Origin of the sequence: Microbacterium sp., assembly GCF_031988965.1 — a bacterium.
Classification (GTDB): domain Bacteria; phylum Actinomycetota; class Actinomycetes; order Actinomycetales; family Microbacteriaceae; genus Microbacterium.
In genome coordinates this window covers 1-14,475 of the sequence record NZ_DALZXX010000074.1, presented here as the reverse complement: position 1 = coordinate 14,475, position 14,475 = coordinate 1, and the positions used below count along the sequence as shown (strand labels likewise).

At 68.5% G+C, this 14,475-nt stretch carries 14 protein-coding genes; 7 read left to right on the top strand and 7 right to left on the bottom strand.

Features of this window, described 5'->3' with window-relative positions; genetic code table 11:
- On the top strand, positions 1-885 hold an 885-nt coding region (locus RTM68_RS12185), incomplete at its 5' end, for an SseB family protein (protein WP_312171244.1).
- Positions 886-933: 48 nt separating this feature from the next.
- Positions 934-2,004 carry a non-homologous end-joining DNA ligase gene (gene ligD, locus RTM68_RS12180; RefSeq protein ID WP_312171243.1) on the top strand — a complete coding sequence of 357 codons (1,071 nt, stop codon included), beginning with the start codon at positions 934-936 and terminating at the stop codon, positions 2,002-2,004.
- A gap of 3 nt (positions 2,005-2,007) precedes the next feature.
- On the opposite strand, the gene RTM68_RS12175 is transcribed toward ligD, so the two are convergent.
- Both RTM68_RS12175 and RTM68_RS12170 read right to left on the bottom strand, forming a co-directional pair.
- On the bottom strand, positions 2,008-3,051 hold the full coding sequence (locus RTM68_RS12175) for an ATP-dependent DNA ligase (protein WP_312171240.1): 1,044 nt from the start codon (positions 3,049-3,051) through the stop codon (positions 2,008-2,010).
- Between the two features lie 49 nt (positions 3,052-3,100).
- Positions 3,101-4,552, bottom strand: coding sequence for an NAD(P)/FAD-dependent oxidoreductase (locus RTM68_RS12170; protein WP_312171237.1), 1,452 nt, complete (start codon positions 4,550-4,552; stop codon positions 3,101-3,103).
- A gap of 41 nt (positions 4,553-4,593) precedes the next feature.
- Between RTM68_RS12170 and RTM68_RS12165 the strand changes: the two genes are divergently transcribed.
- Entirely contained in the window at positions 4,594-5,079 is a 486-nt protein-coding gene (locus RTM68_RS12165) for a hypothetical protein (protein ID WP_312171234.1), read from the top strand.
- Here the strand turns inward: RTM68_RS12165 and RTM68_RS12160 are convergent, their stop codons facing one another.
- Positions 5,080-6,024: an SDR family oxidoreductase gene (locus tag RTM68_RS12160; RefSeq protein WP_312171231.1), complete on the bottom strand. Its 945-nt coding sequence runs from the start codon at positions 6,022-6,024 to the stop codon at positions 5,080-5,082.
- Between the two features lie 124 nt (positions 6,025-6,148).
- Here RTM68_RS12160 and RTM68_RS12155 point away from each other — a divergent pair, with 124 nt between their 5' ends.
- Entirely contained in the window at positions 6,149-7,033 is an 885-nt protein-coding gene (locus RTM68_RS12155) for a helix-turn-helix transcriptional regulator (protein WP_312171229.1), read from the top strand.
- 21 nt (positions 7,034-7,054) lie between these two features.
- Here RTM68_RS12155 and RTM68_RS12150 read toward each other — a convergent pair whose 3' ends face one another.
- Positions 7,055-8,290 (bottom strand): acyl-CoA dehydrogenase family protein, encoded by a 1,236-nt coding sequence (locus RTM68_RS12150; protein ID WP_312171227.1) that lies wholly within the window; start codon positions 8,288-8,290, stop codon positions 7,055-7,057.
- 115 nt (positions 8,291-8,405) lie between these two features.
- Positions 8,406-9,068 carry a TetR family transcriptional regulator gene (locus RTM68_RS12145; protein ID WP_312171224.1) on the bottom strand — a complete coding sequence of 221 codons (663 nt, stop codon included), beginning with the start codon at positions 9,066-9,068 and terminating at the stop codon, positions 8,406-8,408.
- A gap of 358 nt (positions 9,069-9,426) precedes the next feature.
- On the opposite strand from RTM68_RS12145, the gene sucC reads away from it, so the two are divergent.
- Entirely contained in the window at positions 9,427-10,593 is a 1,167-nt protein-coding gene (gene sucC / locus RTM68_RS12140; RefSeq protein ID WP_056309122.1) for an ADP-forming succinate--CoA ligase subunit beta, read from the top strand.
- A 27-nt stretch (positions 10,594-10,620) separates the two neighbouring features.
- Positions 10,621-11,523 carry a succinate--CoA ligase subunit alpha gene (sucD, locus tag RTM68_RS12135; protein ID WP_312171219.1) on the top strand — a complete coding sequence of 301 codons (903 nt, stop codon included), beginning with the start codon at positions 10,621-10,623 and terminating at the stop codon, positions 11,521-11,523.
- A gap of 48 nt (positions 11,524-11,571) precedes the next feature.
- On the opposite strand, the gene RTM68_RS12130 is transcribed toward sucD, so the two are convergent.
- Positions 11,572-12,501 carry a homocysteine S-methyltransferase family protein gene (locus RTM68_RS12130; protein WP_312171217.1) on the bottom strand — a complete coding sequence of 310 codons (930 nt, stop codon included), beginning with the start codon at positions 12,499-12,501 and terminating at the stop codon, positions 11,572-11,574.
- Between the two features lie 122 nt (positions 12,502-12,623).
- Positions 12,624-14,042, bottom strand: a complete 1,419-nt coding sequence (locus RTM68_RS12125; protein WP_312171216.1) for an NCS2 family permease — start codon at positions 14,040-14,042, stop codon at positions 12,624-12,626.
- Between the two features lie 92 nt (positions 14,043-14,134).
- Between RTM68_RS12125 and RTM68_RS12120 the strand changes: the two genes are divergently transcribed.
- Positions 14,135-14,475: DUF6350 family protein (locus RTM68_RS12120; RefSeq protein ID WP_312171213.1), on the top strand; the 341-nt coding region annotated here is incomplete at its 3' end.

The window sequence follows — 14,475 nt, the reverse complement described above, 5'->3', positions numbered from 1 at the left end:
GGATCCGCAGTGCCGCAGGCTCAGCCTGCTCAGGCTGCGGCCGAGCGTCGCCTTCCGCTGGCCGCGGCGATGCCTCCGGAGCAGACCGAGACGGTCGCCGGAATGAAGGACAACGTCCTGCTGCGTGAAGCCCTGACCGAGATCGAGAAGGGCGCGACCAACGAGCAGCTCCTCGGGGTGCTCCGCCAGGCACTGCAGGGCCATCTGTACATCCGCGTGAACGGCGACGCGCGCGCTCAGATCAGCGAGGGCAAGCCGCTGTCTGTCGCCGTCGTGCGTGACGGCGAGCGCCAGTTCATGCTGGGTTTCAGCTCGGCGGCCGCCGTGCGCGATTCCGTGCAGCTCGAGAAGGACCCGACCGCGACGTCCGCGGTCGCGCAGCCGGTGACCTCCGTTCTGCAGCAGGTCGTGTCCGGCGAGTTCGCCGGCCTCATCGTCGACAACGCCTCGGCTCCGCACCGGGTCGTCTTCCCGACCGAGCTCCTGCAGAAGACGCTCGAGCAGGCCGACGTCGACATGACGGTGAAGTCGATCGTGGCCTCACCGCGCCAGCAGGATTCCGCCGTGAAGCTCGGCGAGGCCCTCGCCGCGAAGCGCATGTGGGTCGCGGTCAACGACGGCGCGGGTACGGGCCAGGTGGGCATCGCCGAGGCGCAGACCCCCGACGGCAAGCGCTTCCTGCAGCTCTTCTCGCACCCGCTCGAGGTCATCGCGCTCGGTCGAGGTGATCGTCCGCTGCCGTTCGAGCCGCTGCAGCTCGCGAAACTGCTCTCGACGCACTCCGAGATGGCCGGCGTGATCGTGGATCCGGCAGGACCGACGATGGTCGTCGAGCGCGATTCGCTCAGCGCCGTGCTGATCCTCGACATCGATATCGACGACTGACCGCGCATCGGGGTTCCGCCGGTCTGACGCGCACCCTAAGGTCGGAGCATGGCCTCCGAGCGCGTGACGTTGACCGTCGTCGATCCCGATGCTGAGCGCGAGGTCGTGCTCTCGAGCCCCAACAAGGTGATCTGGCCCGACGTCGGCATCACCAAGGCCGAACTCGCGGAGTACTTCCAGGTCGTGAGCGGGCCGTTCCTCGAGGCGAACGGCGATCGTCCGGTCTCGCTCGAGCGCTTTCGCGATGGCGTGGGTGCGGCGTCGGGACCGAAGGCCGAGGGCTTCTTCTCGAAGAACCCGCCGAAGGGCACACCCGACTACGTCGATGCGGTGACGGTCACCTACAACAGCGGGCGACGTCATCCGCAGATCGTGCTGACGCGCCCGAGCGCGATCGTGTGGGCTGCGCAGATGAACACCATCGTCTTCCATCCCTGGGCGTCTCTCGCCTCCGATCCCGACAACCCCGTCGAGCTGCGCATCGACCTCGATCCCCAACCGGGAACGAGCTTCGCCGACACGGTGCCCGCGGCACTGGCGCTGAGGGAGGTGCTGCGCGAGGTCGGGCTGACCGCGTTCGTCAAGACGAGCGGCAACAGGGGCCTGCACGTCTTCGCGCCGATCGAGCCGGTGCACGAGTTCCTCGATGTTCGCCATGCAGTGATCGCGGCAGGGCGCGAGCTGGAACGACGCATGCCCGACAAGGTCACGATGAACTGGTGGAAGGAAGAGCGGGGCGAGCGCATCTTCATCGACTTCAACCAGGCGAACCGGGATCGAACGATGGCGGGCGCCTACAGTCCGAGGGCGCTTCCGGGGGCGACGGTCTCGATGCCCGTCCACTGGGACGAGCTCGACGGCCTCGATCCGGCGGCCTTCACGGTGCGGAGTGTCCCGCAGCGGCTGACGGAACTCGGCGATGCGTGGCACGGGAAACAGGATTCTCCCGGACGGATCGACACCCTGCTCGACTGGTGGGAGCGTGACAGAGCAGAGGGACTGGGCGAACTGCCGTTCCCGCCCGAGTTCCCGAAGATGCCCGGCGAGCCGCCCCGCGTGCAGCCGAGCAAGAAGGTCGCCGCGCACTGGGATGAGAACGGCGACCCGACCGACGAGTGACCCTCAGCCGATGACGTCGGCGAGGTCGTATCCGGCGACGGTGTCGAGCTGGTCGTAGGTGCACGAACGTGCGTCTCGGTCGGGGCGCCAGCGTTCGAACTGCACGGTGTGCCGGAACCGCGCCCCTTCGAGCTGGTCGTAGCGCACCTCGAGCACGAGCTCGGGGCGCAGCCGCACGAACGAGACGTCCTTCGAACCGCTGAAGCGCGAGCGCTCGCCCTCTCCGGTGACAGCGTCGCCCGCGTCGTCGCGTTCGACGAGAGGCGCCAGCTCGTCGACGAGCTCCCGGCGTCGGACGTCGCTCCACGCGGCGACCCCGCCCACCTGTCGCAGCGTGCCGTCGGAGTCGTACAGGCCCACGAGCAGCGACCCGACGCCCGTGCCGGACTTGTGGATGCGGTAGCCGAGGGCGACCACATCGGCGGTGCGGGCGTGCTTGATCTTGATCAGCGTGCGCTTGCCCGGGGCATACGGCTGATCGAGCGGTTTCGCGACGACGCCGTCGAGCCCGGCTCCTTCGAACTCCGCGAGCCAGCGCACCGAGGCATCGCGGTCTCGGGTCGTGCGGGTGATGTGCAGGGGATGCTCGACGTCGGCCATCAGCGACTCGAGGCGTTCGCGTCGCTCGGCGAAGGGGGTGCTCAGCAGATCCTCGTCGCCGAGGGCGAGCAGGTCGAAGGCGATGAACATCGCGGGGGTCTCGTCGGCGAGCTTGGCGACCCGTGACGCGGCGGGGTGGATGCGCTGGCTCAGAGCCTCCCAGTCGAGTCGCTGCGCGCCGTCCGGCCCGGTGGCGACGACGATCTCGCCGTCGAGCAGACACGGCCCGGGCAGCACCCGGGGGATCGCCTCGACGAGCTCGGGAAAGTAGCGGGTCAGAGGCTTCGCCCCGCGCGATCCGATCTCGACGTTCTCGCCGTCCCACGAGATCAGTCCGCGGAAGCCATCCCACTTCGGCTCGAACAGCAGCCCGCCCGACGTCTTCGCAGGGTCGGGGACGGACGCTGCCGCCTTCGCCAGCATGGGGGAGGGGATCTCGTAGCGCATGGGTCCATCCTGGCGGTGCGGGCCCCGCGACAGAAGGCCGTTCTCGTCGTCAGGCGAAAAGATCGTCGAGGGTCGCGCGCGCCCCGGCATCCTTCAGCGCGGTGCGTGCGGCATGCCACCCGGCCATGCCGTTGACGCCCGGGCCCGGCGGGGTCGAGGCCGACGCGAGGTACACGCCGCGCATCGGCGTCCGCCACGGCGCGGTGCCGAGCACAGGCCGACGCAGAGCCTGCGGGATCGTGAACGCGCCGCCGAGGATGTCTCCGCCGACCTCCGACGGATTGATCGCCTCGCGTGACGAGGCGGGCACGGAGTGGTGCGCCAGGATCAGGTCGCGGAATCCCGGGGCGAAGCGCTCGACCTGTCGCGTGATCAGCTCGGTGGCGTCGAGGTCGGAGTTCTGCGGCACGTGGATGTAGGTCCACAGCACCGCCTTGCCCTCGGGTGCCCGGGTGCGGTCGAAGATCGACGGCTGCACGCTGAGCACGTAGGGGCGCTCCGAGATCCGCCCACGCGCGACCTCGTTCTCGCTCTCCCACACCTCGGCGGCCGTGCCGCCGAGGTGCACGGTCGGCGACTGCGCGACATCGGCGTTCGCCCACGGGATCGGTCCGTCGAGAGCGAAATCGACCTTGGCAGCGGCCGGGCCGTAGCGGTAGCCGCTGATCGCGCGCGCGTACCCCGAGGGGATGTCGGGGTGGGTCAGCGCCAGTCGTGGCGAGGTGTTCAGCAGCAGCAGATCGCCCCGGGTGGGATCTCCCCAGTCGAGGGATCCCAGATCCGTGACGTGGGTGCTCGTCTCGACGGAACCGCCGTGAGCCTCGAGATCGGCGACCATGCTGTCGGCGATGCGCTGGGCGCCGCCCCGCGGATACATCCAGCCGCCGGCGTGGGCCTGAGCCGCCAGCAGCAGTCCCGCCGCTGCTCCCGCGAGCGAGGGGAGCGGCGTGTTGGCGTGCGCCAGGACTCCCGACATCAGACCGGCGGCTTCTGCGGTGCGGAAGCCGCGCCGCGCGAGCGGTGTACCCTGATCGAGCATCCGCAGAGCGAAGCGCAGAGCCGTGATCGGCTCGCGTGGAACCCGGAGCATTTGGTTGCCCGTGAAGTCGACGACTCCGTCGATATGGCTGCTGAGCGGGCGCAGCAGCGCGAGCCACGCGCGCTCGTCGGCGCCGAGACCGACGGCGGTGCGCTCGATGTCGCGCCAGGCGATTCCGGCCCGTCCGTCGTCGAGCGGATGCGCGTACGAGATCTCGGGAGTCACCCAGTCGAGGCGTTCGGCGAGACCGAAAGCCTGGAAGAACGGTGAGGCGAGCGCGGCGGGATGCACGGTGGCGCAGACATCGTGGTGGAAGCCCGAGAGGGTGGATTCATGGGTGCGCACACCTCCGCCGATCGTGTCGGCGGCCTCGAGCACGCGCACCTCGTAGCCGGCGCGGGCGAGAGCGACGGCCGCCGCAAGTCCGTTCGGACCGGAACCGATGATCGTCGCGCGTGCCATGCGGCCAGTCTTCCACGTCTGGGCGTGAGATCCTTGAAGTGATGAACGAAGTCCAGGGCCCGACCCCCACAGGCAATTCCCGTCCGTACCGCACCCTCGCGGAGGCGCTCCGCGCGCACCGCATCGCCGTCGAGAACCACGAGTTCATCGCGGGGATCATGGATGCCGTCGGCATCTCCTCCTACATCGACCGCGGCCGCTACATCGAGGCGATCCGCCGCGGCCAGGGAGCATCGCTGCACATCGGCAAGACCTACACGAACGGCTTCGCCGAGGATGAGGTCGTCGTCATCGGCTCGACGCCGCTGCGGCTGCGGCCGAGCGAGGGGCGTGCACCGTACTTCTACGTCACGCACCCGAGCGAGTTCCGCCCGATCGCTCCGGTGAAGCCGAAGCGCTCGACGACACCTCGCGTCGCCGCGGCTCCGAAGGTGCAGCGCGCGTCGAAGCCGATCGAACGCGACTATGGCGTGTGCGACGTCTGCTTCATGGTGAAGACGCCCGCCGGCGGCTGCGGTTGCGACTGATCACGCGCTGCCTGCCGGTACCCCGGTGAGCTCCTCGGAGATCCGCCAGATGCGGGTGGCAGCCACGTCGTCGCGCAGTCGCGAGTAGAGCTTCTGCATCCCGGGGCCGCCGCCCAGATGGCCGATGCCAGACGGGCCGTAGAAGCCTCCACCGACGGCATCCGGAGACGTCGCAGCGTACAGGGCCGGCAGGCCCGCTGTCTCGGCCGTACCGAAAAGCATGCCGCGGCGGGAGAGTGCGTCGATCACGCGCCGCGCCATGGTCTGCGTCGACCGCCCCAGCTCGGGTTGCGCGGCCAGCAGGTTCGTCGGAGCGACCCCGGGGTGTGAGAGCAGGCTGCGGAGTCCCCACCCCTCAGCCCTGCTCCGCCTGTCGAGTTCGAGCCCGAACAGCCCGAAGGCGATCTTCGACTGGCTGTACGCACGCATGCCGTTGTACGACCGCTCCCACTGCAGATCGTCCCAGTTGATCGCGCCGCTGTCTGCCGCGACGCTGATCTGAGAGACGACCCGTGCCTGTCCCTCGACCAGAAGCGGCAGCAGTCCGCCGACGAGTGCGAAGTGGCCGAGGTGGTTCGCGCCGAACTGCAACTCGAATCCGTCCGACGTCGTCCGCCGCGTGGGCGGCGTCATCACTCCCGCGTTGTTGATGAGGATGCTGATCGGCGTGCCCTCGTCGCGCAGGCTCGCCGTCAGGGCGGCGACCGATTCGAGGGACGCGAGGTCGAGATCGCGCAGCGACAGGGACGCATCCGGTGCCGTACGGCGGATCCGTGCGATCGCAGCGTCGCCCTTCTCGCGATTGCGTACCGGCAGGACGACCTCCGCGCCGGCAGCGGCGAGCCGGCTCGCGATGCCGAGGCCGATCCCGTCGCTGGCTCCGGTGATCACCGCGCGGACGCCGTGCTGCGCGGGGATGATCAGATCTTGGTTCTTTCGCGGCATGTCCGCCCTCTTCTCTGTCGACGTCGATGCTCTCGCGACAGACGAGGACGCATCCAGGGATCGTCGATCCATGGATCGGTCACCGGCCGACTGGTACAACGGAAACGACGACAGGAGGCGGCGCATGGCGATCGACAGGCGAGGGCTCGCAGAGTTCCTGCGCGGACGCCGGGAGGCTCTGCAGCCGGAGGACGTCGGACTGCCGCGAGGGGAGCGACGCCGCACGAGCGGGTTGCGTCGTGAGGAGGCGGCCGCGCTGAGCCACATGTCGACCGACTACTACGCGCGACTCGAGCAGCAGAGAGGACCGCAGCCGTCGGGCCAGATGCTCGCGGCGATGGCCCAGGGCCTGCACCTCTCGCTGGGCGAACGCGACCACCTCTTCGCCCTCGCCGGGCACACCCCGCCGCCTCGAGGTGCCGAGAGCGACCATGTGAGTCCCGGGATGCTGCGGATCTTCGATCGGCTGCAGGACACGCCCGCCGAGGTGGTCACCGAGCTCGGGGAGACTCTGCGGCAGACTCCGCTCGGTGTAGCCCTCGTCGGGGATCTGACTCGTCTGCAGGGTCCGGCGCGCAGCATCGGCTATCGATGGTTCATGGATCCGTCGACCCGCCAGGGGTACGATCCGGACGATCACGACTTCCTCTCCCGACTGTGGGTGTCGGGACTCCGCGAGGTCGTCACGATGCGGGGGCCGGGATCACGTGCCGCGCGATATGTGGATCTTCTGCTCGCCCGGAGTGAGGAGTTCGAGCTGCTCTGGGATCGACACGAGGTCGGGCTGCGTCCTCCGGGTGTCAAGCGGTTCGTGCACCCCGAGCTCGGTCGGCTGGACCTCTCGTGTCAGACGCTCGTCGACCCGGAGCAGTCTCATGCGCTTCTCGTCTACACGGCCGCACCGGGAACCGAGAGCCAGGAGAAGCTGCGGCTGCTCTCGGTGATCGGCGCCCAGAGGTTCACGCCCGCGTCCGATGCGGTCGGGGTCGCCGAGCACCCCGACACCTGATGCGGGTGCCTCCCCTCGACGTCAGGCGAAGGCGCTCATTCCCGTGATGTCGCGGCCGAGCAGCAGGGCCTGCACGCTTTCGGTGCCCTCGTAGGTGTGGATCGCCTCGATGTCGGCCATGTGCTGCATCACGCCGTTCTCGAGCAGGATGCCGTTGCCGCCGAGCAGGTCGCGGGCGATCGAGGCCACGCGCCGCGCGGCGCGTGTGTTGTGGAACTTCGCGAGTGACGCCTGCGTCGGGCGCAGCTCGCCGGCGGTCTCCAGGTCGGCGAGACGGCGGCAGTAGAGCTGCATCGCGGTGAGGTCCTCGAGCATGTGGGTGAGGCGCTCCTGCACCATCTGGAACTTCGCCAGCGGCTTGCCGAACTGGACCCGCTCCTTCGAATACGCGAGCGCCGCCTCGTAGCAGGCGGTCGCATGACCGAGTGCCGACCAGGCCACGCCCGAGCGGGTCGCGTAGAGCACGATCGAGGCGTCCTTGAAGCTCTTCGTCCCCGGCAGCACGGAGTCGAGCGGCACTCGCACGTCGTCGAGCGCGATGTGCGCCTGGTGGATGGCGCGCAGCGACGCCTTGCCGCGGATCGGAGTGCCCGTGTATCCGGGAGTCTCCTGCTCGACGAGGAAGCAGCGCACGGCGCCGTGCTCTGCCGCGGTCTCGTCGTCGACGCGGGGCCACACGAAGGTGATGCCGCCCGAGGCGCCGTTGCCGATCCACTTCTTCGCGCCGCGGATCACCCATTCGTCGCCGTCGCGCCTGGCCACCGTCTCGAGCGAGACCGAGTCCGACCCGTGGTCGGGCTCAGTGAGGGCGAAAGAGCCGAAGACCGAGCCGTCGGCGAGAGCGGTCAGCCACTTCTCCTGCTGCTCATCCGAGCCGAAGAGCGCGAGGGTGCGCAGCGCCAGACCGCCCTGCACGGCGAGCACGGTGCCGAGCGACCCATCACCGCGCGAGATCTCCATGTTCACGAGCCCGGCGGCGAGGGGCGAGAGCCGGGTGAGCGACGGATGCTCGATGCCGTCGACCACGAGGTCCATCTCGCCCATGCGACGCGCGGCGTCGAGCGGGTACTCGGCGCGGTCCCAGGCATCCGCCATCTGCGGCCCGACCTCGTCGATATACGCCTTCGCGCGATTCCAGGCAGCCCGGTCGGCGTCGGGGATGTCTGCGAAGACGGCGTAGTAGTCGCTCTCCTGGCGTCCGGTGATGTCGTACGACGAGACGCGCTCGCCGGGGAAGGGGGAGGCTACGGTGCTCATGGTGACTCCTTCGTGGCACCAAGTATCGTACTCCTCGATACTGGGTTCCACGACTCCGGATGCGTCGGAGCGACCGCGCGCGGTCAGAAGACCTGCGGGTCAGTCAGGTTGCTTCTCAGTCGAGTTGCGTGCGCAGACGCCGCGTGACCTCGGCGATCGGCATCGAGCGGGGGAACACGGCCACCACGACATCGTCCGGCGCTTCGGTCACGGTCCCCGAAGGTACGCCGTATCGGCGGCGCACGTCGGCGAGCGCCGTCTGCAGCGTCGAGAGCGGCACCTTCTTCTTGCCGCGCAGCAGCTGACGCAGCACATGGTTGTGCACCGCGGTGACGAGGGCCGAGAATCCGACGGCATCCAGAGGATCGATGCCGGGAAGAGAGCTGCGCAGGTAGTCGTCGAACAGCCGCTCGTACCGGAACACCGTGATGATCTCGCGCTCGCGGAGCACCGGCACCTGGCGGACGATCTGATAGCGGCGACGTGCGAGTTCCGGGTCGTGCGCGAAGTGGGCGAAGACCGATTCGGATGCCGCGCACACAGCGCCCCAGGGATCGTCATGTCCCTCGGCGAGGAACGCGCGCAGCTGCTCCAGAAGCACCTCGTGGTCGGCGAAGACGACATCCTCTTTGCCGCCGAACTGGCGGAAGAACGTCGAACGCGAGACCCCTGCGGCCTTCGCGATCTGCTCGACGGAGGTCTGGTCGAAGCCCTGTGATGCGAAGAGCTCGAGTGCAGCGGCCACGACGCCGGTGCGCAGTTCTGCGGATTCGTGCATGGGACGAGCCTAGACCTCGGCCTCGCCCCGTGCAGAGGGGGAACGCGACGGGCCGTAGAACCTGTCCCCGCGCTCGTCGGTGTCCCCGGGATCCGCTCGAGGTGTTGCGCCGAGAGGGGGTCGGAACGCCGTCGCTCGACGCCGGGGCTGGGGCGATGTCTTCTCGGTATTCCTGCGAATCGGGAACTCATTCTCGGACCACTGCGTGGATGCTGGAGAACGCCACCCGACGCGTCGGCTTATCCCCATCGGGCAGATCCCGCGTCGGGGCGTCCAGGGAGCGGTAGTAGGCTGGGGGACTGGTCGATGTCTCGACATCGAGAGAATTACCAGACAGCAGCCCAGTGAAGGAACCACAGTGGATCTGTACGAGTACCAGGCACGAGACGTTTTCGAGAAGTACGGAGTGCCGGTTCTCGCCGGCATTGTCGCCGACACCCCTGAGGAGGTGAAGGCAGCCGCTGAGAAGATCGGCGGCGTCGTCGTCGTCAAGGCACAGGTCAAGACCGGTGGTCGCGGCAAGGCCGGCGGCGTCAAGGTCGCGAAGACCCCCGAAGAGGCATACGAGGCCGCGAAGGCGATCCTCGGCCTCGACATCAAGGGCCACATCGTCAAGCGCGTCATGGTCGCGCAGGGTGCGCGCATCGCTGAGGAGTTCTACTTCTCCGTGCTGCTCGACCGTGCCAACCGCTCCTACCTGAGCCTCTGCTCGGTCGAGGGCGGCATGGAGATCGAGGAGCTCGCGGTCGAGCGTCCCGAGGCTCTCGCGCGCGTCGAGGTCAACCCGCTGACGGGCATCGACAAGCAGAAGGCGGTCGAGATCGCTCGCGCCGCGAACTTCCCCGAAGACCTCATCGAGAAGGTCTCCGACGTCTTCGTCAAGCTCTTCGACGTCTACAAGGGCGAGGACGCGACTCTCGTCGAGGTCAACCCGCTGGTCCGCACCGAAGAGGGCGACATCATCGCTCTCGACGGCAAGGTCACGCTCGACGACAACGCCTCCGAGATCCGTCACCCGGAGCACGAGGCACTCGAAGACAAGGACGCAGCCGATCCCCTCGAGGCCAAGGCCAAGAAGAGCGGTCTGAACTACGTGAAGCTCGACGGCGAGGTCGGGATCATCGGCAACGGTGCAGGACTCGTCATGTCGACGCTCGACGTCGTCGCCTACGCCGGTGAGAACCACAACGGCGTCAAGCCCGCCAACTTCCTCGACATCGGCGGCGGCGCCTCGGCCGAGGTCATGGCAGCAGGCCTCGACGTCATCCTCGGAGACCCGCAGGTCAAGAGCGTGTTCGTCAACGTCTTCGGTGGCATCACGGCGTGCGACGCCGTCGCCAACGGCATCAAGGGCGCTCTCGAGACGCTCGGCAGCGCGGCCTCCAAGCCGCTCGTCGTGCGCCTCGACGGCAACCGCGTCGACGAGGGCCGCGCGATCCTCGCCGAGTACGCGCATCCGCTCGTCACGCTCGCCAGCACCATGGACGAGGGCGCCGACAAGGCCGCCGAACTCGCCAACGCCTGATCGCAGAGAGACACAAGGACTAGAGAAATGTCGATCTACCTCAACAAGGACTCCAAGGTCATCGTCCAGGGCATCACCGGCGGCGAGGGCACCAAGCACACGGCACTCATGCTGAAGGCCGGCACCCAGGTCGTCGGCGGCGTGAACGCCCGCAAGGCCGGCACCACGGTCTCGCACACCGACAAGGACGGCAATCCCGTCGAGCTCCCCGTCTTCGCCTCTGTCGCCGAGGCCATGAAGGAGACCGGCGCAGATGTGTCGATCGCCTTCGTGCCGGGTGCCTTCACGAAGGACGCGATGATCGAGGCCATCGACGCCGAGATCCCGCTGCTCGTCGTCATCACCGAGGGCGTCCCCGTGGGCGACTCGGCCGAGGCGTGGGCCTACGCGCAGAGCAAGGGCAACACGACCCGCATCATCGGACCGAACTGCCCCGGCATCATCACCCCCGGTGAAGCGCTCGTCGGCATCACGCCGGCGAACATCACCGGCAAGGGACCGATCGGCCTCGTGTCGAAGTCGGGCACCCTGACCTACCAGATGATGTTCGAGCTGCGCGACCTGGGCTTCTCGACCGCCATCGGCATCGGCGGCGACCCCGTCATCGGCACGACGCACATCGACGCGCTCGCCGCGTTCGAGGCCGACCCCGAGACCAAGGCGATCGTGATGATCGGGGAGATCGGTGGCGACGCCGAAGAGCGCGCGGCCGACTACATCAAGGCGCACGTCACCAAGCCGGTCGTCGGCTACGTCGCGGGCTTCACGGCTCCCGAGGGCAAGACCATGGGGCACGCCGGTGCGATCGTCTCCGGCTCCGCCGGTACCGCTCAGGCGAAGAAGGAGGCCCTCGAGGCCGCCGGTGTCAAGGTCGGCAAGACGCCGTCCGAGACCGCCGCTCTCATGCGTGCGGTGATCGAGTCGCTCTAAGCGCTATACTCGAAGAGAAGGCCCTGGACTCCACTCCGGGGCCTTCTTTCATGCCCGCCCCGAGTCAGCGGCGAGGCGCTCCCACATTGTCGCGACGTGCCGTGCGTCGGTTCCGCAGCAACCTCCGATGACCCGCACCGACGGCATCCGCTCGAGGAGATCGGCCACGCGCTCGGCCAGCTCAGCAGGGTCGCCGTCGTCGAGGGTCTCGGACTCGTCGAGCTCTGCGTGCGAGAGGCGGGACGCATTGGGACGGATGCCGACGACCCGCTGAGCCGTCTCGGCATCCAGAGCCCGGCCGAAGTGCTCGGGGTGCGCGCAGTTGAGGAAGTAGCCGTCCGGGGCCTCCGCCGCATCGACCTCGGCGATCGTTTCGACGAGGGTGCGGCCCGACGCCAGCAGCCCGTCGGTCTCGACGGTGAACGAGATCTCGACGTCCACGCCGGCCTCGCGCGCCGCGCGGACGATGCCGCGCGCCTCGGCGGCAACTGTGAGCGTGTAGGCCGCGATCGCATCCGCGCCCGCGTCGGCGAGCGCGCGGATCTGGTCACGGTGATAGCGATAGGCGTCGTCGGGCCCGGTGATCGGGTCCCACGCTCCCGAACGGTAGCCGTCTCCCCGTGGGCCGATCATGCCGACGATCCGCACCGCGGGCAGGTCTGACTCGGCAGCGATCTGCTGCAGCAGTCTCACCGCATCGACGTTGACCCGGCGCAGCGCATCGGCGTCGTACCCGAGCCGAGCACCCCAGTCGGCGCTGGCGCGCCAGGTGGGCGTCTCCAGGCGCAGCGCGGCATGATGCGCCCGGGCGATCTCGACATAGCCGAGGTAGTACTCCCTCAGAGTCCGGCGGCCATCGTCATCATCGAGCAGCACGAAAGCCGCGAAGTCCGGAAGTTCGACGCCGTGGTGGAAGATCAGATCGGTCTCCAGGCCGCCGTCGGTGACGGATCGCACAGGAACGGTGGGTGCCGACATCGGTGCCTGCTCTCCTCGGGTGCTTCCGGTCTAGCACTGCGCGAGAGGCGGCGCCACGGGTCCCGCACGCGACAGAGGGGCGGATGCGATTCGCATCCGCCCCTCCCATGTTCTTGCGTCGCTCAGGCGACGCCGAACAGCGCTTCGATCGGCCCGCGGGCAAAGAAGATCACGAAGCCGACACCGACCGCCCACAGCAGCGGGTGGATGGTCTTGGCGCGCCCGGAGAAGGCGTTCACGACGATCCAGCTGATGAAGCCCGCTCCGATGCCGTTGGCGATCGAGTAGGTCATCGGCATCACGGTGGCGGTGAGGAACACCGGCAGCAGCACACGGAAGTCGCTCAGATCGATGTTCTTGATCTGCGCGAGCATGAGAGCACCGACCAGGACGAGAGCTGCGGCTGCCACCGCGCCGGGAACCAGCGAGGTGAGCGGCGTGAAGAACATCGCGACGAGGAACATCGCGCCCGTGATGACGGTCGCGAAGCCCGTGCGTGCGCCCTCGCCGATGCCGGCGCCGGACTCGACGAACACCGTCGCCGATGACGACGATGTGCCACCACCGGCGATCGCGCCGATGCCCTCGACGATCAGCGCCGACTTGATGCGGGGGAAGTCGCCCTTCTCGTCGGCCAGGTCGGCCTCCTTCGCGAGGCCCGTCATGGTGCCCATCGCGTCGAAGAAGTTCGAGAACAGCAGGGTGAAGACGAACATGACGAGCGCGACGATGCTGACCTTCTGCAGGTCGAAGCCGAAGTCGACCTGACCGATCAGGCTCAGGTCGGGAAGCCCGACGATCGCCCCGGTGAATCCGAAGTCGAGACCGAACGGCCAGATCAGGTTGGCGATCGCGCCGAGCACGGTTCCGCCGACGAGCGCGATGAGGATGGCGCCCTTCACCCGCAGCGCCGTGAGCACGCCGCCCAGCAGGAGCGTGATGACGAAGAGCACGGTCGGGATCGAGGCCACCGAGCCGCCGATGCCGAGGTCGACGGGCGGTGAGGCGTTGCCGGTGGCGGTGACGAATCCGGCGTTCACGAATCCGATGAAGGCGATGAACAGGCCGATGCCGACGGTGATCGCCAGCTTCAGCTGCACGGGCACCGCGTCGAAGATCATCTTCCGCAGGCCGGTGGCCGCGAGCAGGACGATGATGACACCGTTGATCATCACGAGCGCCATGGCCTCGGGCCAGGTCACCGTGCCGACGACGGAGAACGCGATGAAGGCGTTGATGCCGAGGCCGGCCGCGAACGCGAACGGCAGCCGGGTGATCAGGCCGAAGAGGATCGTCATGACGCCGGCGGTCAGCGCGGTGGCGGCGGCCACGGCGCTGCTGGCGAGGGTGACGCCATCGACGTCGGGTGTCGACAGGATGATCGGGTTGAGGATCACGATGTAGGCCATGGTGACGAACGTCACCAGACCACCTCGGATCTCGGTGCCGATCGTGGATCCGCGCTTGCTGATCTCGAAGAAACGGTCCAGGGCGTTCGTGGGCTCGGCCTGGGATCGGGTGGGGGACGGGGCAGTTGACATCGGGAAACCTCCGCAGGAGACGATATCGTGTCGCCCGCGTCGCGCGCGTCCCCAGGGGTCCCACGGCCTTCTCGTCGTAGTCTCGAACAGATATGCAACGTCTCCTCGTCGCGCTCCTCGCCGCCTTCGACGCCGCCATCGCCGCGGCGGTGGGCCTCGTCGTACTCCTTGCTCCGCTGACCCTGCTCTGGACGCTCGCGTTCGGGGCGACGGCCGACTGGGGTGCGCTGTGGCCGCTCGCGGGAACCCTGTGGCAGTTCGGCCACGGTGTACCGCTGAGCGTCGAGATCTCCACGGAACTCCTCCGCGCTGCCGGAGTCGCACCGGACGCGGCGGTCTTCACTCTCTCGGTCGCACCACTGGCGTTCCTCGTCTTCCCCCTGCTCTTCGCAGCCCGCTCGGGTGCGCGGGCCGCCCGCGCCGGGGCCTGGCT

Coding starts and splice junctions, on each gene's coding strand:
- ligD (WP_312171243.1), top strand. CDS start 934: ATGGCCTCCGAGCGCGTGACGTTGACCGTCGTCGATCCCGATGCTGAG.
- RTM68_RS12175 (WP_312171240.1), bottom strand. CDS start 3,051: ATGCGCTACGAGATCCCCTCCCCCATGCTGGCGAAGGCGGCAGCGTCC.
- RTM68_RS12170 (WP_312171237.1), bottom strand. CDS start 4,552: ATGGCACGCGCGACGATCATCGGTTCCGGTCCGAACGGACTTGCGGCG.
- RTM68_RS12165 (WP_312171234.1), top strand. CDS start 4,594: ATGAACGAAGTCCAGGGCCCGACCCCCACAGGCAATTCCCGTCCGTAC.
- RTM68_RS12160 (WP_312171231.1), bottom strand. CDS start 6,024: ATGCCGCGAAAGAACCAAGATCTGATCATCCCCGCGCAGCACGGCGTC.
- RTM68_RS12155 (WP_312171229.1), top strand. CDS start 6,149: ATGGCGATCGACAGGCGAGGGCTCGCAGAGTTCCTGCGCGGACGCCGG.
- RTM68_RS12150 (WP_312171227.1), bottom strand. CDS start 8,290: ATGAGCACCGTAGCCTCCCCCTTCCCCGGCGAGCGCGTCTCGTCGTAC.
- RTM68_RS12145 (WP_312171224.1), bottom strand. CDS start 9,068: ATGCACGAATCCGCAGAACTGCGCACCGGCGTCGTGGCCGCTGCACTC.
- sucD (WP_312171219.1), top strand. CDS start 10,621: ATGTCGATCTACCTCAACAAGGACTCCAAGGTCATCGTCCAGGGCATC.
- RTM68_RS12130 (WP_312171217.1), bottom strand. CDS start 12,501: ATGTCGGCACCCACCGTTCCTGTGCGATCCGTCACCGACGGCGGCCTG.
- RTM68_RS12125 (WP_312171216.1), bottom strand. CDS start 14,042: ATGTCAACTGCCCCGTCCCCCACCCGATCCCAGGCCGAGCCCACGAAC.